24 protein-coding genes, 1 tRNA gene and 3 pseudogenes are annotated in these 23,941 nt (G+C 60.9%); 9 read left to right on the top strand and 19 right to left on the bottom strand.

Annotated elements, in window-relative coordinates:
* Nucleotides 1–18: 18 nt before the first annotated feature.
* The gene (locus NKJ20_RS16535) at nucleotides 19–267 is read right to left on the bottom strand and encodes a hypothetical protein (protein ID WP_352699633.1); all 249 of its coding nucleotides are present in this window, start codon (nucleotides 265–267) and stop codon (nucleotides 19–21) included.
* Nucleotides 268–670: 403 nt separating this feature from the next.
* Between NKJ20_RS16535 and NKJ20_RS16530 the strand changes: the two genes are divergently transcribed.
* From NKJ20_RS16530 to NKJ20_RS16520, 3 genes and pseudogenes are all read left to right on the top strand, one after another.
* Nucleotides 671–916 (top strand): type II toxin-antitoxin system VapB family antitoxin, encoded by a 246-nt coding sequence (locus tag NKJ20_RS16530; protein WP_352745369.1) that lies wholly within the window; start codon nucleotides 671–673, stop codon nucleotides 914–916.
* Nucleotides 916–1,344 carry a type II toxin-antitoxin system VapC family toxin gene (locus tag NKJ20_RS16525; protein ID WP_352745367.1) on the top strand — a complete coding sequence of 143 codons (429 nt, stop codon included), beginning with the start codon at nucleotides 916–918 and terminating at the stop codon, nucleotides 1,342–1,344. The genes NKJ20_RS16530 and NKJ20_RS16525 overlap by 1 nt, the downstream gene beginning before the upstream one ends.
* Before the next feature lie 75 nt (nucleotides 1,345–1,419).
* Nucleotides 1,420–2,167 (top strand): annotated as a pseudogene (locus tag NKJ20_RS16520) (IS5 family transposase).
* Between the two features lie 24 nt (nucleotides 2,168–2,191).
* Here the strand turns inward: NKJ20_RS16520 and NKJ20_RS16515 are convergent.
* The 3 genes from NKJ20_RS16515 to NKJ20_RS16505 are packed head-to-tail and all read right to left on the bottom strand — an operon-like array spanning nucleotide 2,192 to nucleotide 4,662.
* The gene (locus NKJ20_RS16515) at nucleotides 2,192–2,983 is read right to left on the bottom strand and encodes a sugar isomerase domain-containing protein (protein ID WP_023722251.1); all 792 of its coding nucleotides are present in this window, start codon (nucleotides 2,981–2,983) and stop codon (nucleotides 2,192–2,194) included.
* 36 nt (nucleotides 2,984–3,019) lie between these two features.
* Nucleotides 3,020–3,790 carry a GntR family transcriptional regulator gene (locus tag NKJ20_RS16510; protein ID WP_352678684.1) on the bottom strand — a complete coding sequence of 257 codons (771 nt, stop codon included), beginning with the start codon at nucleotides 3,788–3,790 and terminating at the stop codon, nucleotides 3,020–3,022.
* Nucleotides 3,787–4,662 (bottom strand): ROK family protein, encoded by an 876-nt coding sequence (locus tag NKJ20_RS16505; protein WP_352745364.1) that lies wholly within the window; start codon nucleotides 4,660–4,662, stop codon nucleotides 3,787–3,789. Before NKJ20_RS16505 ends, NKJ20_RS16510 begins: the two co-directional genes overlap by 4 nt.
* 448 nt (nucleotides 4,663–5,110) lie before the next feature.
* Between NKJ20_RS16505 and NKJ20_RS16500 the strand changes: the two genes are divergently transcribed.
* Genes NKJ20_RS16500 through NKJ20_RS16490 form a run of 3 tightly spaced genes read left to right on the top strand, consistent with a single transcriptional unit; the run spans nucleotide 5,111 to nucleotide 8,206 of the window.
* Nucleotides 5,111–6,403 (top strand): ABC transporter substrate-binding protein, encoded by a 1,293-nt coding sequence (locus NKJ20_RS16500; protein ID WP_352745361.1) that lies wholly within the window; start codon nucleotides 5,111–5,113, stop codon nucleotides 6,401–6,403.
* 43 nt (nucleotides 6,404–6,446) lie between these two features.
* On the top strand, nucleotides 6,447–7,337 hold the full coding sequence (locus NKJ20_RS16495; protein ID WP_352745359.1) for a carbohydrate ABC transporter permease: 891 nt from the start codon (nucleotides 6,447–6,449) through the stop codon (nucleotides 7,335–7,337).
* A complete protein-coding gene (locus tag NKJ20_RS16490) occupies nucleotides 7,334–8,206 on the top strand; it encodes a carbohydrate ABC transporter permease (RefSeq protein WP_352745356.1) in 873 nt (290 codons plus the stop codon). Before NKJ20_RS16495 ends, NKJ20_RS16490 begins: the two co-directional genes overlap by 4 nt.
* 631 nt (nucleotides 8,207–8,837) lie before the next feature.
* Here the strand turns inward: NKJ20_RS16490 and NKJ20_RS16485 are convergent.
* Nucleotides 8,838–8,987 (bottom strand): hypothetical protein, encoded by a 150-nt coding sequence (locus NKJ20_RS16485; RefSeq protein ID WP_352451701.1) that lies wholly within the window; start codon nucleotides 8,985–8,987, stop codon nucleotides 8,838–8,840.
* On the opposite strand from NKJ20_RS16485, the gene NKJ20_RS16480 reads away from it, so the two are divergent.
* Nucleotides 8,987–9,169, top strand: coding sequence for a hypothetical protein (locus NKJ20_RS16480; RefSeq protein WP_352451700.1), 183 nt, complete (start codon nucleotides 8,987–8,989; stop codon nucleotides 9,167–9,169). The genes NKJ20_RS16485 and NKJ20_RS16480 overlap by 1 nt on opposite strands.
* 179 nt (nucleotides 9,170–9,348) lie before the next feature.
* Here the strand turns inward: NKJ20_RS16480 and NKJ20_RS16475 are convergent, their stop codons facing one another.
* The 3 genes from NKJ20_RS16475 to NKJ20_RS16465 form a co-directional block, all read right to left on the bottom strand.
* Nucleotides 9,349–9,780 carry a plasmid maintenance toxin (PemK-like) gene (locus tag NKJ20_RS16475; protein ID WP_352678674.1) on the bottom strand — a complete coding sequence of 144 codons (432 nt, stop codon included), beginning with the start codon at nucleotides 9,778–9,780 and terminating at the stop codon, nucleotides 9,349–9,351.
* Nucleotides 9,781–9,789: 9 nt separating this feature from the next.
* Nucleotides 9,790–10,089, bottom strand: coding sequence for a type II toxin-antitoxin system Phd/YefM family antitoxin (locus NKJ20_RS16470; protein WP_352745353.1), 300 nt, complete (start codon nucleotides 10,087–10,089; stop codon nucleotides 9,790–9,792).
* A 288-nt stretch (nucleotides 10,090–10,377) separates the two neighbouring features.
* On the bottom strand, nucleotides 10,378–11,280 hold the full coding sequence (locus tag NKJ20_RS16465; RefSeq protein WP_352745350.1) for a LysR family transcriptional regulator: 903 nt from the start codon (nucleotides 11,278–11,280) through the stop codon (nucleotides 10,378–10,380).
* Between the two features lie 97 nt (nucleotides 11,281–11,377).
* On the opposite strand from NKJ20_RS16465, the gene NKJ20_RS16460 reads away from it, so the two are divergent.
* Both NKJ20_RS16460 and NKJ20_RS16455 read left to right on the top strand, forming a co-directional pair.
* Nucleotides 11,378–12,226, top strand: coding sequence for an SDR family oxidoreductase (locus tag NKJ20_RS16460; protein ID WP_352745347.1), 849 nt, complete (start codon nucleotides 11,378–11,380; stop codon nucleotides 12,224–12,226).
* 59 nt (nucleotides 12,227–12,285) lie between these two features.
* Nucleotides 12,286–12,708 (top strand): RidA family protein, encoded by a 423-nt coding sequence (locus NKJ20_RS16455; RefSeq protein ID WP_352745468.1) that lies wholly within the window; start codon nucleotides 12,286–12,288, stop codon nucleotides 12,706–12,708.
* A gap of 186 nt (nucleotides 12,709–12,894) precedes the next feature.
* Here NKJ20_RS16455 and NKJ20_RS16450 read toward each other — a convergent pair.
* The 11 genes and pseudogenes from NKJ20_RS16450 to NKJ20_RS16400 all read right to left on the bottom strand — a co-directional run bounded on the left by NKJ20_RS16450 (nucleotide 12,895) and on the right by NKJ20_RS16400 (nucleotide 23,826).
* Nucleotides 12,895–13,745, bottom strand: a pseudogene (locus NKJ20_RS16450) (aspartate/glutamate racemase family protein).
* A gap of 29 nt (nucleotides 13,746–13,774) precedes the next feature.
* Nucleotides 13,775–15,007, bottom strand: coding sequence for a MalY/PatB family protein (locus tag NKJ20_RS16445; RefSeq protein ID WP_352745346.1), 1,233 nt, complete (start codon nucleotides 15,005–15,007; stop codon nucleotides 13,775–13,777).
* Nucleotides 15,008–15,069: 62 nt separating this feature from the next.
* Nucleotides 15,070–15,797 (bottom strand): annotated as a pseudogene (locus NKJ20_RS16440) (amino acid ABC transporter ATP-binding protein).
* Between the two features lie 63 nt (nucleotides 15,798–15,860).
* Nucleotides 15,861–16,985 carry an amino acid ABC transporter permease gene (locus NKJ20_RS16435; protein ID WP_502902814.1) on the bottom strand — a complete coding sequence of 375 codons (1,125 nt, stop codon included), beginning with the start codon at nucleotides 16,983–16,985 and terminating at the stop codon, nucleotides 15,861–15,863.
* An 18-nt stretch (nucleotides 16,986–17,003) separates the two neighbouring features.
* On the bottom strand, nucleotides 17,004–18,191 hold the full coding sequence (locus tag NKJ20_RS16430) for an amino acid ABC transporter permease (protein WP_352745340.1): 1,188 nt from the start codon (nucleotides 18,189–18,191) through the stop codon (nucleotides 17,004–17,006).
* 70 nt (nucleotides 18,192–18,261) lie between these two features.
* Nucleotides 18,262–19,275 (bottom strand): amino acid ABC transporter substrate-binding protein, encoded by a 1,014-nt coding sequence (locus NKJ20_RS16425; protein ID WP_352745338.1) that lies wholly within the window; start codon nucleotides 19,273–19,275, stop codon nucleotides 18,262–18,264.
* 196 nt (nucleotides 19,276–19,471) lie between these two features.
* Nucleotides 19,472–20,434, bottom strand: a complete 963-nt coding sequence (locus tag NKJ20_RS16420; RefSeq protein WP_352745336.1) for a LysR family transcriptional regulator — start codon at nucleotides 20,432–20,434, stop codon at nucleotides 19,472–19,474.
* Between the two features lie 222 nt (nucleotides 20,435–20,656).
* A complete protein-coding gene (gene msuE / locus NKJ20_RS16415; RefSeq protein ID WP_502902813.1) occupies nucleotides 20,657–21,325 on the bottom strand; it encodes an FMN reductase in 669 nt (222 codons plus the stop codon).
* Nucleotides 21,318–21,797, bottom strand: a complete 480-nt coding sequence (locus NKJ20_RS16410; protein WP_502902812.1) for a transposase — start codon at nucleotides 21,795–21,797, stop codon at nucleotides 21,318–21,320. The genes msuE and NKJ20_RS16410 overlap by 8 nt, the downstream gene beginning before the upstream one ends.
* Nucleotides 21,798–23,259: 1,462 nt before the next feature.
* Nucleotides 23,260–23,568, bottom strand: coding sequence for a hypothetical protein (locus NKJ20_RS16405; RefSeq protein ID WP_352451688.1), 309 nt, complete (start codon nucleotides 23,566–23,568; stop codon nucleotides 23,260–23,262).
* Between the two features lie 162 nt (nucleotides 23,569–23,730).
* Nucleotides 23,731–23,826, bottom strand: a tRNA-Sec gene (locus tag NKJ20_RS16400).
* Nucleotides 23,827–23,941 lie beyond the last annotated feature (115 nt).

The following is a 23,941-nucleotide window of genomic DNA, read 5'->3' as shown; positions in this document are numbered from 1 at the left end:
TTTAATTGCGGGTGGCTGTCAATCCGGATCAGCGCGACAGCCGATGAGACGCGGATAGACGGCGAAGGGATCCGTCGAGGTAACCCCGGCAATGATTGTCGAGGCCGCCGAATTTTCGAGCGAGAAGATAGGTCGTGTTATCCAGTTCACCACGAATGGCAGCACGGCTTCGTTGAGTTCGCCGGCGCCATCATGTGGAGGCAGCGCGTGGTTCAGATTGTTTATCCTCGCCGCCGGATCATGCGCTCGGGATGTTCCCAAGAGCATCCAGCCGTAGCACTCCCCGAGCTGCCCTAACGGAGAGAGTTCGCTGGGCCGGGATTATGGCCGTAATGAACCTGACGCAATCGATGCAGCTGGCGCTGGCCTCGTCGGGCGCGTGGGCGGTCTATCGACATCAATCGGTCGCCGCGGATGTTGGGATGCGCATGCGTCGGCGCACTTAGCGTCGATACGCCTTGGGCATGTGGGCGTTGACAATGACATGGCCGGAGCGACGTGTTTCAGACGCCGAGCAATTCCAAGGACTGAGCACCAGAACCGAACCTCCCGACGGATTTTCGCGAGATGCATTCCTCCCTCCCCTCCTTATCAAAACCGCCGCTCGCGAATTCGCTGGCGAGTATATCTCCGGTGTGATATACATATATCACTCATGAGGATATACAAAATGCCGCTCTTCATTCGCGATCCCGACGTCGACGCCATGGCCGTCGAGCTGCAGCACATTACCAACGCGCGCAGCAAGACCGAGGCCGTCAGAACCGCCTTGCGCCACGAGATCGAGCGCAACCGCGGCAGCGTCCCGCTGCGCGAGAGACTTGCCAAAGTCAAGGAAATGGCGCGGCGGATCGGGCCGGCCAACCCTGATTTCGATATGAAGAAATTCACCGACCAAATGTGGGGCGACGACTGATGTTCGTCGATGCCTCGGTGATCGTTGCCATCCTGAACGAGGAACCTGGCGCGGAAGAACTGGAAAAGCGGCTCGCGGCCGCGACCAAGCCGCTGTATATCTCCCCGCTCGTCCGGTTCGAGGCAGTCCAGGGTCTCGCGCGAGCGTCGGCCGAAGCCATCAAAAAGAACGCCAAGCCTACGGCCAACATGCTGGCGCAAGCCGGTGATACCGTCGACGCCTTTTTGATCGAGATCGCCGGCAAAGAAATCATGATATCCGGCGACATCGGCGACCGGGCGATCGAAGCCAGCATGAAATACGGCAAAGCAGTCGGGCACAAAGCCGATCTCAATTTCGGCGATTGTTTTGCCTACGCTTGCGCGAAGGCTCACCGGCTTGCCCTGCTTTACAAGGGCAATGACTTTTCACAAACTGATCTGGCGTAAGGCTTTCCTGGCCTTGCATCGCGGCGCGAGAGCCGATGGGCCCTTTTGCATGCTTTGGGCGAATCGTCGTCTTTCATGGTTAAACGCAATATTACGAGGAACGTTCGCTGCAGCACTGGTTTTCTTCGGCACGATCACCGTCCAGGCACAGCGGCAGACGGCATCTTCTGGGTGCTGCGATCGGGTGCGCCATGCCGCGATCTGCCAGGGGGCGATACGGCCCACGCACCACCTGCTACAATCGCTTCGTTCGATGGCGGAAAGCAGGTGTGTGGGACCGCCTCATGCATGGCATCACCAAAGCCCATGATGCAACGGTGCAGATGATCGATACCTCCATTGTTCGCGTCCATCAGCAAGGCGCGACAGCAAAAAGGGGGATCGAGGTTATTGTCTCGGTCGTTCCCGAGGTGGGCTGACGACCAAAATCCATGCTCTTGTCGACGCCGAAGGCAGGCCGATCAAGCTGACGCTCACGGCAGGTCAAATGAGTGACATCGCCTACGCAGCGGACTTGATCAAGGATTTGCCCGAGCGTGCCATGCTGCTCGCCGACAAGGGCTATGATGCCAAGGCCTTGCGCAATGCCGTCACCGAGCAAAAGGCATGGGCCAACATCCCGCCCAAGGCCAACCGCAAGGACCCGATGTGCTTCTGCCCCTTCCTCTACAAGGCCCGCAACCTCGTCGAACGCTTCTTCAACAAGGCCAAGCAGTTCCGTCGCATCGCAACTCGATATGACAAGCTGGCAGAAAACTACCTTGCTGCCCTGAAACTCGTCTCAACTCGCATCTGGCTACGCGGTGATGAGTCTACGTCCTAGCGTTTTGCGTGCCCTCCCCGGTTGTCATTCGCCGCGCATGGTCGCCTGGAAGGTCGGCAGGTGCTTCTTCTGTGCCTCGAGCATTTTCTCGCGATAGACGCCATAGATGACGTCGGTGTCGTGCAGCGTGACGCCGGCAATTGTCGGCGAGGCAAAAACCGGCAGTTCGATGCCGCGTTTCGAAAGCGCCTCGGCGGTGCGGGCGATCAGCTCATGCGCCAGGATCATGGCAAGCACGGTCGACGAACCGGAGACCGGGCGGCTCCAGCCCTCGACCGGCACGATGGCATCCTCGATCGGCGAGCAGGTGTCGATGACAAGGTCGGCGGCATCGGCAAGCCGTTTGCCGGAAGAGTGCGTCGCCGGCTTGTCGAGATTGTTCTTGCTAGTTATCGCAACGACGAAGATGCCGCGTTTTTTCGCATAAAGCGCGGTGTCGATGCCGGACGAATTGCGGCCGCTGTGGCCAAAGATGATGATCGAATCGCCTTTGTTCAGCGGCTGGTGGTCGAGGAATTTCTCGGCGTATTTCTCGGTCCGCTCCAGCCACAGAAGTTCGCGCACGCCGCCGGCGCCGAGCACGTTATGCCACATGACACGCGGGTCGGTCAGCGGATTGAAGCCGACATAGCTGCCGTAGCGCGGAAACACTTCCTGGACCGGCAACACCGAGTGGCCTGAGCCGTAAAGATGAACCAACCCGCCGCTCTCGAGCGTGTCGGCAAAGCGGCTGGCCGCTTCGCCAAAGGCTTCGGCATTGGCTTTCGAGGCCTGTTCGATGAGGGCGGCAAGGCGAGGTATGTAAAGATCGGACACGTCGGTACTCCTGTTATGGGTCGGCTTGGGTATGGCTCAGCTTCTTGCGGTTGGCGCGGCGCGACCGGCACGCAGCGTCGAGCGGATTTCATAGCGGTCGCCACGCATGACCGAGACGGTGAATTCGAATGGGCCACGCTCGTCGGTGGTGATGCGCTCGACCACGAAAGCGGGACTCCCCGCAGGCAGATCGAGCAACTCGGCATCCGCCGCCCCGACAGCGCCAACACGGTAGTTTTCGCGCGCCGCGACCGGCACGATGCCGTAATGGCGTTCCAACGCTTCGTAGAGCGAGCCCTGCAACAGGCCGGCATCGAGAAAGCCGGGCACGCGCGCGGCCGAGAGTTGCGCAGTCTGAATACCGATCGGTTCGTTGTTGCCGAGCCTGAGCCGCCGGATGCGCACCACCGGGTCGCCCTCCTCGATCTCCAGCGCTCCGGCCGCAGCGGCATTGGCGGTGGTCAGGCTGCAGTCGAGCAAGCGCGAGCCGGCGACCACGCCCATATTGCCCATTTCCTGCGTGAAGCTGGTGAGTTCGCGGGTGCCGGCGACCAGCGTGGTGGAGCGCACGAAGGTGCCACGGCCATGTTCGCGCCTGAGCAGCCCGTGCTCCTCCAGATTGCGCAGCGCGTGGCGCAGCGTGATGCGGCTCACCCCGAACAAGGCGCACAGTCTGTCTTCGGCCGGAATCTGGTCGCCAGTCGCCCACTCGCCACTCTTGACGATGGCGCGGATGGCCTCTTCCACCTGATACCAGAGCGGCTCGGGCCTTCGGCGGTCGGGCAGCTGGAAGCTGACTTGGCTCATCTTATCTGCCTCCACTGTGCTCCGGCGAGACCGGCCAGCGAGGCGCCGACGAGACCGGCGCGGGAGCCGAATTCGCCGGACCGCAGAACGACATCGCGCAGATGCGGCGGCAGATGACGCTGCAAAGCCGAGAGCAGCGGCGGCCCTACCACGTCCAGCGCATCGGCAAGGCCGCCGGAAATCAGGATCGCCTGCGGATCGAGCAACGCGACCGCACCCGCAAGGGCAGTGCCCAGCCGGCGCGCCGGCAGCTCCAAGGCGTCAAGTGCGGCCGTGTTGCCAGCCCGGGCCGCCTCGACCAGCCTGCTGCCATTGGCCAGCCCGATCTGGCGCGCCGCGGCGTCGAACGCCCGCCCGGAAGCGAAGCGCTCCAGCCAGCCGCTGCGGTCCTCGCCTTCATCCTCGATGTCGGCGCAGGCCCAGCCGAATGAGCAGGCGCCGCCACGTGCGCCTGCAACGATGCGGTTGTTGGCCAGAACGGCGGAGCCGATGCCGGTGCCGATCGCCAGCAGGATGGCATCGGACAAGCCTTTTGCAGCACCTTCGACCGCCTCGGCCAGCATGGCGACCTGCGCATCGTTGCCAATGGCAACAGGCAGACGAGGAAACAAGGTCGCGACGTCGACACCATCGAAATAGGGCAGGTTCGGAACCCAGCGGCAGATCGAGCCCTCGACAAGCCCCGGCACCGCCAGGCCAAGTGCCTCGACCGGACCGACCTCGGCGCGCAAGGCACCGATTCGGGCGACGAAGGCATCAAGGCTTGCCGGCGCAGGCTCGCGGCTCAGCATCTCCAGCCAGCGAACATCGCCGGTATGGATTGCGGCGCGCAAATTGGTGCCGCCAAGATCGATGGCGAGAACGCGTGTCATCGAGAGCGGCTCCGATTGGCCACCGCCCGGTCCTCGGAGCGCCAGCTCCACGACGCCACGGCGTCGTCGGCTCTGGTCGGCAGTGCGGTACAGACCCCGGTGCACGCGGCGCCAAAGCCGATCGGGCTGAGCGCAGCGTGTCGATGAACCATGCTCCGTCTCCCATTCGACATCGGCGTCCTTTGCAGCGGCTCAGTGTCATTATAACGACATTACTTCGACCGCAAGTGCCTTGCAGTATGTTCGGGCATGGCCGGCAGGGGAGAATCAGCTCGAGCTGTATCAGCTAATTCTTTGTTTTTACAATATAATCTCACATGCTTTGTGGACCGCAGCAAGAAGACGCCGCAACACCGGCAGGAACTCTCCACGAAGATTGCGCTTGCCTCGTTGCTTCAAGTTGTCATAACGTCATTGACATCGCTGTGCGGCTACGCGGAGGATCCGTATGTCTTTGGCTTGGATTTCGAAACTGGCACTGGCCGCAGGGCTGCTGGCGTTGCCCACCATTGGTTGGGCCCAGTCGGTCAACATCTCCTATCTCACGCACTGGTCGCCGGAGACGGTTGCTTTGCTGGACGCTGCGGCCAAGGACTACGCCAAGAGCAATCCGCATGTGACCGTCACCGTGCGCGCCGTCCCCTTCGGCGATCTCCTGACGACACTGCGTTCCCAGGGCGGCAGTTCCGATGGGCCGACGATCGGCGGCATCTATGATTTGTGGCTGCCCGAACTGGCGCGAGACAAGCTGGTCGCGCCGGCCCCCGATGCGGTTGCCGGCGAGGTCAAGAGTGCGTGGCCGGCCGGTGTCGTCAGTGCGGCCTCTGTTGGCGCCACGCTTTACGGCATTCCAAACGAGATCGACGTTTATGCGCTGAACTACAACAAGGAGCTGTTCAAGCAGGCAGGCATCACAGCCGCGCCGAAGACCTGGTCCGAATTGAAGGATGCAGCCCAGAAGCTGACCAGGAAAGATGCCGGCCAGCAAGGTTTTGGCATAATCAATTCCTGGGCGGCGGGCGTCGTCCATCCCTTCGCCTCGCTGCTGGTCTCCAATGGCGGCGAGCTGGTCAAGGACGGCAAACCGATGCTCGACAGTCCTCAAGCCGGTGAGACTTTCCAGCTTTACGAGGACCTGATCAAGTCCGGCGCCAGCGATCCGGCGATGGCCACGGCCGACGCCAACACCACCGGCCCTTTCCTCGACAATTTCGTCTCCGGCAAGACCGGCATGATCATCATGGCCAACTGGTGGGAAAGCGCATTGAAGAGCGGCATGGGCGACAAGTTCTCCAATATCGCCACCGCACCCATCCCGATCGGTCCGAGCGGCGACAAGCCGCACTCGATCTCCTATTCATGGATGACCGTCGTCAACGCCAATGCCGGTCAGGCCGAACAAAAAGCGGCATGGGATTTCCTGGTATGGCTGAACAATCCGAAGTCCGGCAAAAACGGCGCATCGGCAATGTCGGATATTCTGATGTCGATGGGCATCCTGCCGACGCGGACCTCCGACATCGAAGCCCATAAGGACAAGCTCGGTTCCGAGTTCCTGTCCGGCTATGTCAGCGTGCTTGCCGACGCCAAGCCCTTCCCTGTCGTCCCGGGCGGCCAGGAGTTCAGCGAATCGCTGCAGCAGACGCTCGAGGCGTTGCAGTATGGGCAGCTCTCGGCCAAGGATGCGCAGGCGAACGCGCAGGCCGATGCCGTCTCGATCCTGGAGCGTGCCGCCAAATAGCGAAGGCGCTGTTTGGAGAGCCCGACGCTTTGGAAGCAGAGCGATGATCAAGACCTATCGTGCCTCGGCGGGCATCATGCTGGCGCCCGCCGTGACATTGATCGGCGTTTTCATTCTGCTGCCGATGCTGCTCACCGTCTGGCTGTCATTCCAGGACTGGTCGACGCAGACGCCTTTTTCCAATGCGAGCTTCATCGGCTTCGACAATTTTCGCGAAATATTCGGGTCGACCTCGGTCGGGCGGGATTTCAAGCGAGCGCTGCTCAACACCGCCATCTACACGGCATTGTCGGTGATGCTCATCGTGCCCCTTTCGGTAGTGTTCGGCTTGATGGTCCACCAGCGCGATGTCGCAGGCGGCACGGCGCTGCGGACCGTGTTGTTTTCCACCTACATGGTGCCGATGATCGCCGTGACGCTGGTCTGGTCGAAGCTGTATTCGCCGAGCGAGGGGCCGCTCAACCAGGTGCTCGGTCTCGCCGGCATCGGCCCGCAACTCTGGTTGTCCTCGCCAAGATCGGCGTTGATCTCGATCGTCGTCCTCAATGTCTGGCAGCAGATCGGCTATTTTACGGTGCTGGCCGTTGCCGGGCTGACCCAGATCCCGGGCAGTCTTTACGAGGCGGCGACGCTTGACGGCGCCAATCGGCGCGAACAGTTCCGCTTCATCACCTTGCCGCTATTGAGCCGCACGCTCTTGTTCAGCGCCGTCATTGCCATCATCAACGCCGTGCAGGTGTTCGAGCCGGTGGCGCTGATCACCCAAGGCGGGCCGGTCGGCTCGACCAACGTGCTGACCTACCATATCCGCCGAGTCGGCATCGAGCGGGCACAAGGCGGGCTGGGCTCGGCCATGGCAGTGATGCTGATGCTGGCGCTGATCGTCATTGTGTGTGCGCTGTTTGCATTCGCCAACCGCAAGGATGACGAATGAGCGCGCCGGGCCGCTCAGCATCGAGCCGGTTGGCGCGCAAACGCCTGGCGGGCCGCAGAGCGCTGCTCGCCACGCTGATGCTGCTGGTTGCCGTGGCCTCCGCCTTCCCGCTGTTGTGGATGGTGCTCTCCAGCCTGAAAACGCCGGCCGAAACCATGCAGGTGCCGCCGGTGTGGATACCGCGCACGCCGAGCCTCGAAGCGTATGAGAAAGTGTCCGGCGTCATCAATGTCGGCCGCTCGATGTGGAATTCGCTCGTGATCGCCACGATCACCACCGCCGGCATTCTGGTCACCAGCATGATGGCTGGCTACGCCTTCGCCAAGCATCACTTTCCCGGCCGCTCACTGCTGTTTTCGGTGCTGATCGCCACCATGTTCCTGCCGCCGATCGTCACGCTGATCCCGCTTTACCGTCTCGTCGGATCAATCGGCCTGAACGCCAGCCTTGCCGGTATTATCGTGCCAAATCTCGCCAATGCGTTCGGCATTTTCCTGATGCGCCAGTTCATAGCCGGCGTGCCCGACGATCTGATCGACGCAGCGCGGATGGATGGGGCGTCGGAACTCCTGATCCTGTTCAAGATCGTCGCGCCGAGCGTGGCGCCGGCAATCGCGGCACTGGCGCTGTTTGCCTTCGTCTATCACTGGAATAGCTATCTCTGGCCGCTGACCGTTCTACAGGGCAATGCACACGAATATCCGATCGTCATCAGCCTTAGTCGCCTGCTCAGCTACAATCGAGGCGCTCTCAACACGGGACTGGTGATGGCTGGCGCGACGCTTGCCGTGCTCCCGCCACTGGTGCTCTTCGTCTTCCTGCAGCGCTTCTTTGTGGATTCGATCGTCGGCTCGGCGGTCAAGGGATAGCGTCGGCGGCACTGCCGGCATCCGTGTGGCTGTCATCGGGACGCGCTGGTGCGCTGAACGGAGCTAAGCAGATGACCGCGTTCTGAGAGCCATCAGTTCATCAGTAAACTGGCCGCGAATGCCTCCACCGTGTTACCTGCAACTAGTGAATCTCACGCTTGGTACCCGCCCCAGGCCGTTTTCACAGCTGCCAGAAAAGCGGCGCGGCCCTGCTCGTTTGCAGACGTTCGGAAGGTCACGGGAAGGTAGTGATTGGACGCTGCGTTTAACCGGAGTCGGACCGTCTCGTCAGATCTGGCGAATATTTTCGTACCGCACCTTTTCGACGCAGTGCGTCCTGCTTGCCGAGCAGGCGGTAAGGGAGGCGCTGTTCCAGTGAGCAAGAATGTGATCCCCCACACTTCGACGACTATCGCGGGAAGGACGTGCTGACCCAGCCGATGGTCGAGCTCTAACGTATCATCGCCGGCATCTACACCGATCTGGCGGCATCGCCCGATGCGGGCGGTGACCTGCCTCATCTCGGGAAGCTAGCCCCGATCGAGGAATTTGCGCCCCCGCGAGAAGCTCTCGCTCGAATAGTTGCTCGAACTCATGCGACGCGAGCTGGGTCAGAGCAGGACCGCGATCTTCAGCTGTTCGCTTCGCCCCGCCTGGCGATCATCGGCCGCTCGACAAGCCTGTCGAGGTGGACGACCCGCATGAGGACGCCGTCTATCGCTCGACCGAGCGCATGCCCCTGCCCGATCCGGCAGACTATCAAAAGCGCATCGATTTTCATTGAATCGCTCGGCGCTCGGCCAGCCTCCCCATCTGATGCGGCTAACCGGACCGGTCATGCCGCTGGTGGTGCCGGCCCAGATCAACCTCGGCGATCGTGACTTGTCGGTGCGCTGGGCGAATGACGGCGTCGAAACCGAACGCGACGTGCTCCCCCAACGCGGACCGCGCTCACCGGCGTAGCGTCAGCCGAAGCCACGCGATGCGTCGCTGCTGGAGGGCGGCTGGCTGCGGGCGTCGGACGACCGGTTCGCGCTGGTGCAGATGGATGTCGACGGTGAGGCCTCAACCTGCCTGGAAGATGCCCTGATGGAGACTGCCATTGCCTCACGCTGCTCGGCATGCCGCAGCACCTGCCGACGTCACGCCGTACGCGACGTGCTCGTATGCGCCTGGCCTGTCGCGATGGCGACAAACCGGCGCTTGACCGCGGCAAACAACGCCGGTGGCAGCGGCCCGTAGTAGCCGCTCTCCGTCTCCAGCGGCCGGATGTCAGGCCCCGGCCAGGCGAACCGGTTACTTTCCGTCAAAACGATCCACGACCGCTCACCGTCAAGGCGCAAACGCAGCTTGACCGCAGCCGGAATCTCGATGGCATCATCGGGATCGGACGGCGGCGTATGAGTGATCGGCAGGACCCGGACGACCGGCGAGCCGTCCTCCTGCATGGCGACCAGCGCGAGCACCAGGCAGGGCCGGTCCTTGTCGCCTTCCTCGCGGCCTTCGCGGTGTTGCCAATGCCAGAGGTAGGAGTAACGGAAGACGTAGCCGACCTTGATTTCAGCCGGTAGCATTTTTTTCCGTCAGGCCTTTTGCCCCGTGGGGTTTCGACCCGAGGGTTTTGACCCAGAGAGCTCGTCGTTGAGATGGTCGAGATCCGGCTCCATTTCAGAGGCTTCGACCGCGGCGATCTCGTCCGAGCCGAGCTCCGCTGTCAGATCGACCCGCCGGTCGCGCTTCGACAGCCGGACAAAATCCTCATAGGCCAGCAGCACCGTGCGCGGGCGACCGTTCTTGGTGATGATTACCGGGTCGCGGACCGCGGCATCCTGATAGGCGCCAAAATTTTTCGAGAGGGCGGCGGCGGTGACGGTGGTGCTCATCGGCGAGACTCCTTTATTCCGGAATATACGGGCTTTCGGGGCTTTCCGCAAATGTCGGGCAACATCTTCGAACTGATGCAGCCAGTCACCGCCTGATTATCGGCCAAGGAGTTAGTGTCAAAGGCGTCCTTTCCTGCGCCATGTCTAACGCAGTGGGTAGGCGCCCACACAGCCCAGCTCAGACGCACGGACTAACTTCAGACGCGCATGGCCAAGGAACCGGTGGCGAGGGCAGCTTTGTCCGGAGAGCGGCTGTTCTGCGCGAGGGCGTCGGCTTCGTTGATCTGGTTAGGGTTCTTTCTTCAGCAGGTCCTTTACAACATCGAGAAAAGCCCGCAGGGCGGGCGGCACGGCTCGATGTCCGGGGTAGTAGACCGCAACTTCTTCCGGTGCTGGCGTCCACGCGGTCAGGACCTTGCGCAGCCGGCCATCGGACAACGCCGCTTCGGCGGCCCAATCCGCCACATAGGCGATGCCCAGACCCTCTATTGCGGCTTCGACCATCAGTTCCTCGTCATCAAGGACGATGGGGCCGTTTGCCCCGATCACCAGTTCCTGGCCTGCGCGTTCGAACTCCCATCTATAGAGCTTGCCGCTGGGCATACGGTGGCCGATGCAATGGTGGCGTTGCAATTCCTCGGGCGTTCCCGGCGCCCCGAAGCGATCGAGATAGGCGGGCGACGCGATACAGATGAACGTCAACGCGCGTGCAAACGGCACGGCGGTCATGTCTTTGGGAATTGATGTGATGAGGCGCACGCCGGCATCGAACCCGCTGGACACGATATCGATGAGTCGTCCCTCGACGACGATGTCCACGGTCACGTTCGGATGGCGCTCCGCCATCCGCGGAAGAACCGCGCGAACGAGAAGCCCGGCCACCAATCGCGGTGCGTTGAGGCGGACCGTTCCTGCGACATTGCCCCGGAACCCCGCGACGCTGTCGAGCGCCTCGTCCAGCGAGGCGAGCGCCGGCTGAAGACGGTCGAGCAACCGGAACCCGGCTTCTGTCGGCGAGACGCTCCGTGTGGTGCGGTTCAGAGGTCGCACGCCCATGCGTTCCTCGAGCGCACGCATCGCATGGCTCAATGTGGAAGGTGCCGTGCCGATCTCGTCCGCTGCGCGGCGGAAGCTGCGGTGTGTGGCAACGGCGACGAAGGCGGTGAGATCGTTGAGCGACGGGCGGGGCATTGATGGGGATTTTGCATTATCCCATGCCGATTTCAACGGGTAACGCGCGCAATGCGATTGCCCTATCTCCTGCTGGGATCAATTGGAGAAATGAGAAATGGAAAAGACCTGGCTCATAACGGGTGTGTCTTCCGGTCTAGGCCGGCTGCTGGCGGAGAAGACCCTGATCAGGGGAGACCGCGTCGTCGGTGCCAGCCGCAGCGAGGACGCACTTCCCGACCTGCGTGCAAGTTACCCCGAACGGCTCCGCATCGTCGCAATGGACCTCAAGGACCAGAGCTCGGTCCGCGCCGCGGTCGACCGGGCCTTCGCGGCATCCGCTCGGATCGACATCGTCGTCAGCAATGCTGGCTATGGCCTGCTCGGCGCGGCTGAAGAGGCTGGCGATGTGCAGGTTCGGGACATCATCGACACCAATCTCATCGGCTCGATCACGCTCATCCAGGCGGCGTTGCCGCATCTGCGCAGCCAGGGTGGTGGTCGGATTCTACAGGTATCGAGCGAGGGAGGCCAGATCGCCTATCCGGCTTTCAGCCTCTATCACGCGACCAAGTGGGGTATCGAGGGGTTCGTCGAGTCCGTGGCGCAGGAGGCTGCTCCCTTCGGCATCGAATTCAGCCTTGTGGAACCCGGGCCGGCGCGGACCGGGTTCGGCGGCAATCTCGCGCGGACCAAGCCGCTCGCGGCCTATGAGGGAACACCCGCCGGTCAGATCCGCGAGGCGCTGGGTGTCTCATGGGTGATCAAGGGCGACCCCGACCGCATGACGGACGCAATGATCAGGCTTGCCGATCAGGATGGTCCGCTCCCGAAACCGCTGGTGCTCGGTGCCGAGGCCTATGCCGGCATCCGCAAGGCACTCGGCGGACGCATCGAGGAGCTCGACCGGCAGAATGACATCGCGGTTGCGGCGGATTTCACAGACGAGGAGTTGGCGCGGCTGTGACCCCCGGCTCCGGCCCGCTGCTCGTGCCCACCTCTTATCAAGACAGAAAGGAACATGAGATGCCTACACGTGACGCCGTCTACCCGGCCAACCGGCACGCGTTATACGATATCCACCGCTATTCCGCTGCCATTCGGTCCGGCGATCTTCTCTTCGTGTCGGGTCAGGTCGGGAGCCGTGAGGACGGCTCGCCTGAGCCCGTATTCGAGGATCAGGTTCGACGGGCCTTCGCCAATCTGCGCGCGGTCTTGGCGGCCGCCGGGTGCAGCTTCGACGACCTCGTCGACGTCACAACGTTCCACACTAACCCGGACGAACAGATCGAGACAGTTCTGGCCGTCCGAGCGGAAGAAATCGGTGCACCTCCCTACCCGAACTGGACCGCAGTGGGCGTCAATTGGCTTGCGGGCTTCGATTTCGAGATCAAGGTCATCGCCCGCATCCCTTCGACGACGAGCAGCCAGCCGGCGGACAAGCGCTGATCGCTCGCCCTGCAGTTCTGTATTGGCTATTTGGGGCCGAAGGCAGCCTGTCAGCTTCTGTGTCCGGAGCGGAGATAGCTGACCTCCACCTGCGAGAACCGAGGTCGTGAACTGACCAAACAGATTAGGTTCGTTTGGTCAGCGTACCGCAAGGGAATCTCGCAGCCTGCTGTGTATCTTGGCTTTCTAAAGTTCGAGAGAGGTGCTGAAGGTCGAGAACTCTTCATCTGTGATCGGGACCACGTGCTGCGGCTCGGGATAAGCGCCCGTCTGCACGTCGGATATGAGCTCGCGATAGGCGGCAATACGCTCGCGTTGCAGCCGCTCATATTCGGCGGCGAAGTTGCGGTAGGTCTTGGCGTGGCGCAGCCTGTGGCCAGCGGTGTGGCCAAGCACGTCCTCGCTGAACAAATACTGCGCGTCGGCATTTGGGCCGGCGCTCATGCCGAGCATGATCATCGGTGTATTCCAGGTGATCAGTTCGGCGACCGGTCGGAGACCACCTCCAGCTCGGCGCCAAAGCAGCCTATGCCTCCACCTTCGCGTATGAGCTCCGAAATTCGTTCGGAGGCACCACTTTCAGATCTCTCCAACTCGAGGACCGGGATGTCGGAGGCAAGCACGCGCCGGAAGCGATGGGAGAACCCGTAACGGCGAATGTTGTCTTCAATCAGTGGCGCGGAACGCGACAGAGTGGCCACGACACAGAAGCTGTGAGCGACAAGGCTGACGGATGAAGCGAAGCCTTGTCTATACCGATGACGGGCTTGGTAGCGATGGCCCTTGCCGCGTCGAGACCCGTATCGTCTAAGCAGCCAATATATGGCGTCGACATTGTCCATTTCCGCCGCGACCACCTGCTTGAGCAGGCCCGGTACGGAGAGTGCACCGTCAAATGGCCCTTCGATCGCTTCAGGTCCAGCCGTTGGCATGCATGCCCACTATCTCGTCCCTGGGCCTGCCACCGCCATGGCGGCTGCGACGATCCCCCTGGTCATCGAAGCGGTCGTGTTGGGATTGATGATGGCAATTCGCATTCGGGGCATCCTGGCTTGGTTCCGCTCAGTCACAAGGATGCCAGCGCGCTGGACATCCGCTCCAGCCCTCGGCGTAGCAGAGGACGCGGGCAGCCGACATTCAGGCGGATGAAACCTTCGCCGCCAGGCCCATAGACGCGGCCGTCATACAGATTGACCCCGGCCTGATCGACAAAGAACTTCTGAATTCCACCCACTCTACGATCGAGCGCGCACGCGTCCAACCACACCAGAAACGATGCGTCGGGCCGCATGGGCGTAATGCCTGGAAGGTATTCGCCGGCGAAGTCACAAACCAGATCAATGTTGCTGGCGATGTAGGGTGTGAGTTGATCGAGCCAGGGCGCGCCGGTGCTGTAGGCAACCTCCAGGGCCAGGCGGCCGAAAAAGTTTGCATTCACCATGAATGAGGCCTGCATCGCGGCAAGAAGCTGCTCGCGGCGCTTTTTGCTCGCCACCGCAATGGTTGCCGAAGGCACCCCGGCGAGGTTGAAAGTCTTCGTCGGAGCGGTGCAGATGAACGACTTCTCCGCGGCATCGTCCGAGATGGAGGAGAAGACGATGTGCGGGCGGTCCGACAACCTTATGTCGCAGTGAATGTCGTCGGATATGACCAAAATCCCATGGCGCTCACAAATGTCGTTCAGCGCTGTCAATTCTTCGAGTGTCCAGGCCATTCCGGCAGGATTGTGAGGATTGCACAGCAGGAACACCTTGGCGCCGCCGGCCGCCAGTTTCTCGAAGTCTTCCAGATCGAGTTCATACCTGTTGTTTTGCAGCCTCAGCCGGTTCGTGAGCAGAATCCGCCCATTTCCCTGAACCACTTCGAAATAGGGCGAGTACACGGGTGACTGAACGATGACGCCGTCGCCAGGCTTCGTGAAGGTTCGCAGTATCGCAGCGACCGACGGCATGATCGCCGGCGCGGGGAGCAGGGTCTCCAGCATCGGCGACCAGTTGTGCCGGCGTGTGAACCACGATTGCACGATCTCATAGTGGCGCGGATCGCGGCGTGTGTAGCCGTAAATGCCATGGTCCGCGGCCTGGCGCAGCCGCGCGATGACGGTTTCCGGAGCACGGAAATCCATATCTGCCGTCCATAGGGACAGCAGGTCCTGGCCCTCGACCTGCGGAGAGAACTCGTCCCACTGGTTGGCCCATTTGACGGATCCGAATTGCTGGCGGTCGTGGATTTGGTCGAAATCTATCCCCGGGATATCCCGTTGCCCAAGCGCCGATGCGGGCGTGTCTGCACAAGCCATTTGATAATCACCTGAAAAAATCTGTTGCCACGGATACGGCCGCTTTGCCTCCGCGGACGTCTCTATTTGTGGATCTGCGCCAGAAACTGCCGCGCCCTCTCTGATCGCGAGTTGGTGAAGAACTGATGGGGCGTGTTGGTCTCGACGATCTCCCCGCGGTCCATGAACACCACGCGATCGGCCACCTCCCGCGCAAAGCCCATCTCATGCGTCACGCACAGCATCGTCATGCCTTCGTCAGCAAGCGACACCATCGTATCGAGCACCTCCTTGACCATCTCGGGGTCGAGGGCAGAGGTCGGCTCATCGAAGAGCATGATTTTGGGATTCACGCAGAGGGCCCGAGCAATTGCAGCACGTTGCTGATGGCCACCCGACAGCTGACCCGGGTAGCTGTCCGCCTTTTCCTCAATTCTGACGCGCTCCAGATAATGGCGCGCCAATTCCTCAGCTGCCGTCCGCGGCATCTTCCTCACCCAAACAGGCGCAAGCGTGCAATTCTCAAGCACCGTGAGGGGGGAAACAGATTGAAGTGCTGGAAAACCATCCCGACATTGCTGCGGACTTCATCGATCTTGCGCAGATCCCCGGTTACCGCTTTGCCGTCGACGATGATCTCGCCCGACTGATGCTCCTCGAGATGGTTGATGCACCGGATCGTCGTCGATTTGCCCGACCCCGAGGGGCCGCAGATCACAATGCGCTGCCCCTGTGGCACCGACAGGTTGATGTTCCTGAGCGCATGGTATGAACCGAACCATTTGTTGACGTCACGCAGTTCAATGGCCATCGCCTTGTTGAAGGGCTGTCCCTTCGTCGATGCGTACATTGCTTGTGGCATCATCGTCGCGTCCTAAGATTTGTGGCCGCGCGCAAATTGGCGCTCCATCGATTGCGAGTAACGGGACATGCCGAAGCAAAAGCCCCAGTAGACCAGTCCCGCAAAGAGGTAGCCGGTTGATGAGATCGTCGGGCCTGCCCAGTTCGGGTCGACGCGCGCCGTTTCGATGGCTTTCAGGAAATCCGCGATGCCGACGATGGCGACCAGAGTCGTGTCTTTGAACAGACCGATGAAGGTGGAGACGATGCTCGGTATGACGATCGTCAACGCCTGGGGGAGGACGATCAGGCGCATCATGTCGAAGTAGCTGATCCCAAGCGCCTTCGCCGCCTCGTATTGGCCGTTCGGGATCGCCTGAAGGCCGGCCCTCACAACTTCGGCCATATAGGCGGACGAGAACAGCGCTATCGCGATGAGCGGGCGCAGGAGACGATCAGGCGTCAGATAGTCCGGGACGAAGAGCGGCATCATGAAGTTCGCCATGAACAATACCGTGATAAACGGCACCCCCCGGACGACTTCGATGAATGTGACGCAAACCGCCTTGACGAAAGGGAGTTCGGACCTGCGTCCAAGCGCCAGGATAACCCCGATCGGAAGCGAGAAGACGATGCCCACAATCGACATCAGCAGCGTGATCAGGAGACCGCCCCAGAGCGTCGTATCGATGACAGACAAATGGAGCCAGGCGACCCCGCGCACGAGAACGAACGCGGCAACGGGGTAGACAAGGAAGAATAGCAACGCCGCCACTTTGCGCCGCGGAGCCTTCGTCCACAGGAGCCAAACGATGAGGATGGCGCCGATAGCCTGTGCGAGATCAACGCGCCACCGCTCGGAAGCCGGGTACGCGCCGTATCGCAGGTAGTCGAACTTCTCGGCAATGAAAGGCCAGCAAGCTCCTTGGCTGTTCGTGCGGCAAGCCTCGCGACCGCCGCTCCAGACCGCGTCGAAGATCGCAAAGCTCAGAAAGTGACGCAGCAGCCACACGGCGAAGAGGAGAAAGCATATTGTCAGCGCGCCTGAAGACGGCGTCGAAAACAGATTCTTTTTCATCCAGGTCACTGGACCCGGCCAAACGTCAGCGGGGGGCGCCATCGCTGGTATGGGCGCGCTGCTGACAACTGGCGAATGCATGGACTGATCGCTCATGCGTCACCTCTCGACGATCGCAAAATGTCGGTTACACGCGTTCATGGCCAACGACGTGGCAAGGGAGATAACGAGATAGACGGACAAGGTGATCGCCATGACCTGGACGGCGGCGCCGGTCTGGTTGAGTACCGTCCCGGCAAAGATCTGAACGAGGTCGGGATAGCCGATGAACACCGCAAGCGACGAGTTCTTGATTAGATTGAGATACTGGCTTGTCAAAGGCGGGATGATAATACGCAGCGCCTGCGGAACAACGACAAGGCGAAGCGTCTTGCCCGGCGCCAGCCCCAGCGCATATGCAGCCTCGCTCTGGCCCTTTGGCACTGCCTGGATTCCACTCCGGACGATCTCGGCGATGTAAGATGCGGTATAGACCGATAGACCGATCAGGAGAGCGGCAAACTCTGGATAGAGCTGATGCCCGCCTTGAAAATTGAAACCCCGCAGCTGCGGCGCGATAAACGAGACCGGCTCGCCAGCCGCCAGGAACACGATCAGCGGAAATCCTATCAAGGTCGCCAAACTGACCAAAAGCACCGGCAACTGCTTGCCAGTTCGTTTCTGGACACTCTTGGCGCGGAACCAGAATGCAATGCAGCAGAAAACGGCCGCTACCAATGCCAGGCCCACAAGCCCCGCCCCCGGATGCCACTGGATCTCCGGAATGATAAGGCCGCGATTGTTGAGGTAGATGCGGCCGGGGATGGCGATGGACGCCTTCGGGGAAGGCAACGGCTTGAGGACGGCATTGTACCAGAACAGCAACTGCAGCAACAACGGGACGTTGCGCACAAGCTCGACATAGGCGGTCGCCACCTTCGAAACGATCCAGTTCGGTGACAGGCGGGCAACGCCGATGGCGAAGCCAAGCAAGGTGGCCAGCAAGATTGCGAGGAAGCTGACGTAGAGGGTATTGACCACTCCCACCCAGAACGCCTGACCGTAGGTGGATAGTGCATCATACGGTATCAGGGTTTGATTGATGTCGAAGCCGGCAGCCTCACCCCAAAAATCGAATGAGAGCGGAATCCCCCGGACCCGCATATTCGATGCGGTCTGCATGCCGATGCCCAGGGCCAAAGCCAACAGGCAACCTGCGAGCAAGAGCTGGTAGAAAACGCCGCGCACTTTCGTATCGTGCAGCGATAGGCTCCTGCGCGAGGGCGCTGGAAGCGACAAATCGGACATGGCCTGTTCCTATCGGGATCTGTGCGAGGCGCTGGCGGTAACGCGCCAGCGCCTTGCAACCATGCTTTGCCTAGCGAATCGGCGGAGCGTACTGAACGCCGCCTTTGTTCCAGAGCGCGTTCATGCCGCGCTCCATTTTCAGCGGGGAGTCCTTGCCGACATTGCGATCAAACACTTCGCCGTAGTTACCGACCTGTTTGATCACCTCGACCGGCCAGTCGTCGCCGAGCCCGATGTCCTTGCCGATGCTGCCTTCCCCGCCAAGCAGACGGCGGATGCTGGGATTGTCCGACGACTTCATCGCATCAACGTTTTTGGAGGTGACCCCGTATTCTTCGGAGGCCACCATGACGTAAAGCGTCCACTTAGCCACATTGAACCACTGGTCGTCTCCCTGCCGCACTGCCGGGCCAAGCGGCTCCTTGGAGATCAGTTCGGGAAGAACGATGCTGTCGTCCGGCTTGGCCATGCGAAGCCGCGATGCGTTCAAGGTGGAGGTGTCTGCCGACAGGACGTCGCAACGCCCCTCCTCGTAAGCCTTCACGACAGCTTCCTCGTCGGCGAAACCAACCGTGGTGTACTTGGTCGACTGCGAGCGAAAATAGTCGGCAAGGTTCAACTCGGTCGTGGTGCCCTGGGTGACGCAAATCGATGCGCCCTCGAGCCCCTTGGCTGATGTGATGTTGTCCGCCTTGCGCACCATAAATCCCTGACCGTCATAGAAGTACGTCCCCGCAAACAGGATGCCGAGCGACGTATCGCGCGACGATGTCCATGTTGCGTTGTGTGCAAGAATGTCGATCTCCCCCGACTGCAAGGCGGTGAAGCGATCTTTTGGCGTCAATGGGATGAACTTAACCTTTTGCGCATCCCCGAGCACGGCAGCGGCCACGGCGCGACAATAGTCGACCACAAATCCGGTCCATTTGCCTTCATTATCGGGAAGGCTGAAGCCAGCCGTGGCCGAATTTGTGCCACACGTCAGCACGCCATTTTTCTTGACATTGTCGAGGGTTGCGGACCACGCCGAGGAGGCGGTGCACGCGATAGCGAGGGCAAGAAAGCCCTTGAACATCGATCTCATTTCGGTATTCCCCTGTTTTTGTTGAAGGGAATGTGGCCTCAAGTATGACTATTCGTCAAATTGACTGTTCTCATTGCGAAAATGAGCGTCATTCATAATTGAGGAGGCACTCGCTCTCGGGTGAAAGGGAGCTTGGGTGCTGATCGGGCTAGTTTGCTTGGGGCGGGCTAATCGAATGAGCGACGGCGCGCGCGACCTATGGTGCAGCCAACCCCGGTGCTCCGACAGTTGACCCTTGGTCTCTCTCGGTCCGCGATTCGTTGTAGATGCTCATGATTATTTCCCGGAGCCATTTGGTACCCGGGTCATTCGCCATCTGGCGGTGAACAATGAGCCAGGCATTCACATTCGAAACGGGAAGGGGCGGCGGGACCAACGTCACCTCACTCCTCTCGTCCAGCATTTGCAGGATTGCATCGCCGCAATGAGTAATCAGATCAGTGCCGCGAAGCGCCCAGGGCAGCACCAGATAATTCGAGATGGTCGCAACGACATTGCGCCGGAGACCATGCTGCTTGAGGGCGGCATCCGCGAGACCTTCTGCCAGACCATCTGCGGAAATCTGCAGGTGAGAACTGGCCAAATATGTTTCCAGTGTCATTGCGTTCCTGGCGATCTTGCTTCCACTCCACACCGCGCAAAACAATCGATCCTGGCCAAGCTCCACCTTCAAGAGACCTGGGTCGTCGCGTATTGCCGCTCCCGTCAGTGCACAGTCGACTTGTCTCAAATAGACCGATGAACCGATTTCGGGTCCGTTTGCGGGAATGACGTTCAGCGTCGCGCCAGGCGCTTGCCTCGAAAATTCTCGAATGAGCCCTGGGATGAATATCATGGCGTGATAGTCAGTGAGTCCCACGCGAAAGTTGCGTCGCGTCGTTGCTGGATTGAAGATCTGATGCCGGTCGATCGACGCGCGGATCGTCGCCAGCGCAGCAGAAATATCTGACAGCAACTCCACTGCCCGAGGGGTTGGTCGCATTTCGCCCCCGTCTCTCGTGAACAATTCATCCTGCAACAGGTAGCGAAGCTTCGATAGGGAATGACTTACAGCTGATTGTGTTCTTCCCAATTCGGCAGCTGCGCGCGTTACGCTCCTTTCACGCATCATCACGTCGAACACTCTCAGCAAATTGAGATCGATATCATCGAAACTCATGAGACCTTCCCCGTTTTCATCATGCCTCGCCCGCATGCTAACATCGCTTCCAACGCGCGAACGATGCCATGGCGAACAAATGCGACCCTTCGACCTGCAGGGTCAACGTTCCCTGTTGGGAAATCAATACGTTAGCGGAGGGTTCGCCAACCCATTTCCTTCGCATTCTCTCGTATGGTCTGGCGAACCTAAGGACCAGGGACGTCTACGACTCGCTGCCCCTTAGGCTGAGGCCAGACTGACCTGTTGGCGCTTCGGCTGCCGTGCCGAAACCAGGGTGGCGAACTGGTCCACCGCCTGCCCGGCCCGCGCCAGAACCTGCGGGTCCGTGAGCTTCCCGTCGGAAAAGTCGCTGTCACTGCCGTAGACGGCGCTTGGCACCGTCAGTGCCGAGTAGAAGCCGAACAGGGGGCGAAGCTGATGCTCGACCACCAGAGCGTGGCGTTGACCGCCGCCTGTTGCGCCGATCAGGACCGGCCGGTCGACGAGCGCCAGCGGATCGATGAGATCGAACAGATGTTTGAAGAGGCCCGCATAGGAGCCGTTGTAGACCGGCGTCGTGACGATCAGCGCGTCAGCCTGCTCGACAGCCCCCAAGACACTCAGCGCCTCCGGCGTCAATTCCTGCCGCGTGAATGCTGCACCCAAACCGCGGCCGGCGTCGACCAGATCGAGGAAATTCACCGTGACGGATAATCTTTCGCGCAGCGCCTCCCCCAGATGATGCGCCAGCGTTCGTGATTTCGACGGCCTGTGGGTGTTGCCTGAAAGCACGACGATGTTCTGCCGCAGCAGCTCAGCTAGAAAAGAGCGGCGTCGAAACTCAGGCGGCACAAGTGCATTCGGCGCCCGACCAACGGCGCAGCTTTCCCCAAGAACCGGCTCAATCAAGCCCGAGCTTCTTCCTGAGATCGGCATTTTCCTTGCGGAGCCGGTCGGCGAGGAGCTTCTTCAGCCGGGCATTCTCCTCTTCAAGCCTCAGCAGATCCTTGAGCTCGTCGCTATGTGGCGCCGCCTGCCCGGCAGCCTTCTTCCAGTGATAGTAGGTCTGTTCCGATATTCCTGCTTTCTTGACAGCGGCCTTGGTGCTCTCCCCCCGGCTTGTCTGCTTCTCGACCTCTCCGAGCTTTTGGGCACGCTCCTCTGCAGAGTATATTTTCCGCGCTTTCCGGACTGTGGCGGAAGCGACCGCTTCTGCTGAAGGCAGCGGCTTGCCCGACTTGGCCGCTCTGGTCCGCACGGCACGCGTCTGCTGCTCGGTTGCTTTCTTCGGCTTCGACGCCGTTTTCTTGGTGCCAGATGTCTGTTCTTTCACCGGCACTTCGGTCGGCGCGGACGATTCGGTTTCCTTGAGATCGGCCATGAGATACTCCACAGCGACGCCAAATATCTATGCTCCAGCACGCAACATCAAGGGCTTACGGGGCTTAGTCAATACGGGCAGAAACCCCTGCTCCCCTGCGCGGTAGCGCAGTGCCTCAAGAAGCAGAGGCTGCAGCCTGGTGCATATCTGTCGTCATCGCCATCGTTGCAGTCGTTCCTGGGCGTCTTCTGGCGCCACCCCTATGGCAGGGCCAGTACCGGAGGCCGCGCTGAGAGACGGTGAACTCCGGGAACCAAAATCGCGGCCACCATCTGCTGCAGGGATGGTTCGGCGTTTTGGGGACCTAGGCAAGCGCAAATGCAAGGACCAGGAAGCCCATCGCTCCGAACCCCAGCGTGTTAACGACCACCGCCCATGTGCTGCGACGCCGCTGTACAATGCAGGGCAGTAGCGACGTGATTGGCACAAGGGCGGCCGCGAGCGGGCGAACTTCCCCCGCGGTCGAAAGTTCGCGTTCCCGAATGATATGAGGGGGCGGCTCGAACGACCGGATGAAGTTGCCCATGTGGCGACAAGTTGACTACTCGCTCACTTCGCTGAAGGACACCCATCCGATAATAACAGAGTTGCGATCGGTCAAAGAAGGCCCAGCAGAGCCATATCGTAGGGACCCGTCGCTGAGACTGGGGGCAGCTTTTGATCCGTTCCCCGATGTGTCGAAGTCGCGTCTTACTCCCGGTACGCGAATTCGATGAGGACAGTGAATGGACGGGAGCGCTTCGCTCTGGTCTCTCCAGATAACCCGTCGTTCCCATCTGATTTCGATCAAGCGTCGGAAACGAATCATCACCAATTCCTGACCCCCCGGGGATCGCGTTGTTTCGAGCCACTCGCACAAGATGACCTGAAGTAGGTCTGATCCGCCGACTCTCATTTCAGCAGCAATGGACTTCAGAGCCGTCATGAGTTGCCGGTTCCAGCGGCACGCCTGTCATATTTCTGAGCATCAATGCAGCGCGACGCAGAATGATCTGCAGATCCGCGCGCGAAATGTCTGCGATGCGATCGGCCGCGCTTTCAAGCTCTTCGGCAATGATTGGCGTGTCATTGCAGACGTGGTGGGCCTTTCGCTTCGTCGCAGTTCTGCACCAGCTTTGGTGGGGTGACACCCATGCCCTTCCATCGAGTCGCGCGCTCCGCGGGCCACCTGCTAATTTGCTCTCTGTCTTCTTGCGCGCCGTTCCTGGCGCCGAGCGCCTTTCGTTCTGTCACATATCCCCTGGCTTGAGAGCGCGCGCGATCTCTAGGTAGCCGGCCAACCTCGACGACATAAGGCTCGAATATGGCTCCCATGTCATGGGAGTGAACGCCTTCCGGCGTCCGCGCCCAAGCAGCTGCTTGCGGCGGTAACCGAGGCGCCGGTTACCGCATCGTGTCGTCGGTAAAAAAGCGACGTTGCGCTCTCTGCTTTCACATCCGGGTATGCCGAAAAGTCCGTCGGTCAAAAGTCGACCAGCGGCGTGTCCACGATCTGGTGCTCGAATAGCAACCAGAACGACGATCCCCGGGATTCGGAGTACCAATGCTCAAAAATCGCAAGGGCCTCGCCGATATTGGTGGCGGGTTCGTCCTCGGGCAGCTTCGCAGCCTGGAACAACGCAAGCGCAACGGGGCCAAAATGCGTGATCGCTTCCGTGCGCGCCTCGCTGTCCGCATTCCAGCCGAGCCGCAAGCGCAGGACGGCCAAAGCGCTGGCCACGGCGATCTCCTCACTTTCGGCTGAGGCCACGGCGTCCGAGATCGCCTGCATGAGGTTGAGCCGCCTGAAGGCGAAAGCGCGCTCCTGTTCCAGAACCGCGATCTGATTGGCCGCTTGTCGCCTGAAGCTTGCCTCGGTTGTCCTGGCGGTCTCAGCCGTCGTTTTCAGGTCATTCAGAAAGGAAGCCGTCGGGTTCATCTTGGCTCACTAGGATGGCGGAAGAGAGTGGGAGTCGAACCCACCAGAGACCGACTCGCGGCCCCTCCCGGATTTGAAGTCCGGACGCCCCACCGGGGACGATGCTCCTCCAGAAATTTGCGCCATCGGCGGCTCACCCTCGCCTGTCAGGCGGAACAGGTCCAGCCTGCGCCTGTTCAGACGGCGCAAGTCTCCCCGCCGCAGCGTCACGCCGTGCCGATCGAGA

Origin of the sequence: Mesorhizobium sp. M0185 (assembly GCF_040322175.1) — a bacterium.
Lineage (GTDB): Bacteria > Pseudomonadota > Alphaproteobacteria > Rhizobiales > Rhizobiaceae > Mesorhizobium.
The sequence above is the reverse complement of the archived record's forward strand: the minus strand, read 5'-3'. Positions and strand labels throughout refer to the sequence as shown.

Bases quoted from the DNA above. Each gene is read 5' to 3' on its own strand.
- NKJ20_RS16465 (WP_352745350.1), bottom strand. From the start codon at position 11,280: ATGCCCCGCCCGTCGCTCAACGATCTCACCGCCTTCGTCGCCGTTGCC.
- NKJ20_RS16475 (WP_352678674.1), bottom strand. From the start codon at position 9,780: ATGCTACCGGCTGAAATCAAGGTCGGCTACGTCTTCCGTTACTCCTAC.
- NKJ20_RS16535 (WP_352699633.1), bottom strand. From the start codon at position 267: ATGCTCTTGGGAACATCCCGAGCGCATGATCCGGCGGCGAGGATAAAC.
- NKJ20_RS16485 (WP_352451701.1), bottom strand. From the start codon at position 8,987: ATGAAAATCGATGCGCTTTTGATAGTCTGCCGGATCGGGCAGGGGCAT.
- NKJ20_RS16430 (WP_352745340.1), bottom strand. From the start codon at position 18,191: ATGTCCGATTTGTCGCTTCCAGCGCCCTCGCGCAGGAGCCTATCGCTG.
- NKJ20_RS16405 (WP_352451688.1), bottom strand. From the start codon at position 23,568: ATGCAGGCGATCTCGGACGCCGTGGCCTCAGCCGAAAGTGAGGAGATC.
- NKJ20_RS16460 (WP_352745347.1), top strand. From the start codon at position 11,378: ATGGAAAAGACCTGGCTCATAACGGGTGTGTCTTCCGGTCTAGGCCGG.
- NKJ20_RS16470 (WP_352745353.1), bottom strand. From the start codon at position 10,089: ATGAGCACCACCGTCACCGCCGCCGCCCTCTCGAAAAATTTTGGCGCC.
- NKJ20_RS16505 (WP_352745364.1), bottom strand. From the start codon at position 4,662: ATGACACGCGTTCTCGCCATCGATCTTGGCGGCACCAATTTGCGCGCC.
- NKJ20_RS16500 (WP_352745361.1), top strand. From the start codon at position 5,111: ATGTCTTTGGCTTGGATTTCGAAACTGGCACTGGCCGCAGGGCTGCTG.
- NKJ20_RS16425 (WP_352745338.1), bottom strand. From the start codon at position 19,275: ATGAGATCGATGTTCAAGGGCTTTCTTGCCCTCGCTATCGCGTGCACC.
- NKJ20_RS16420 (WP_352745336.1), bottom strand. From the start codon at position 20,434: ATGAGTTTCGATGATATCGATCTCAATTTGCTGAGAGTGTTCGACGTG.
- NKJ20_RS16455 (WP_352745468.1), top strand. From the start codon at position 12,286: ATGCCTACACGTGACGCCGTCTACCCGGCCAACCGGCACGCGTTATAC.
- NKJ20_RS16510 (WP_352678684.1), bottom strand. From the start codon at position 3,790: ATGAGCCAAGTCAGCTTCCAGCTGCCCGACCGCCGAAGGCCCGAGCCG.
- NKJ20_RS16490 (WP_352745356.1), top strand. From the start codon at position 7,334: ATGAGCGCGCCGGGCCGCTCAGCATCGAGCCGGTTGGCGCGCAAACGC.
- NKJ20_RS16525 (WP_352745367.1), top strand. From the start codon at position 916: ATGTTCGTCGATGCCTCGGTGATCGTTGCCATCCTGAACGAGGAACCT.
- NKJ20_RS16530 (WP_352745369.1), top strand. From the start codon at position 671: ATGCCGCTCTTCATTCGCGATCCCGACGTCGACGCCATGGCCGTCGAG.
- NKJ20_RS16410 (WP_502902812.1), bottom strand. From the start codon at position 21,797: ATGGCCGATCTCAAGGAAACCGAATCGTCCGCGCCGACCGAAGTGCCG.
- NKJ20_RS16435 (WP_502902814.1), bottom strand. From the start codon at position 16,985: ATGCATTCGCCAGTTGTCAGCAGCGCGCCCATACCAGCGATGGCGCCC.
- NKJ20_RS16445 (WP_352745346.1), bottom strand. From the start codon at position 15,007: ATGGCTTGTGCAGACACGCCCGCATCGGCGCTTGGGCAACGGGATATC.
- NKJ20_RS16495 (WP_352745359.1), top strand. From the start codon at position 6,447: ATGATCAAGACCTATCGTGCCTCGGCGGGCATCATGCTGGCGCCCGCC.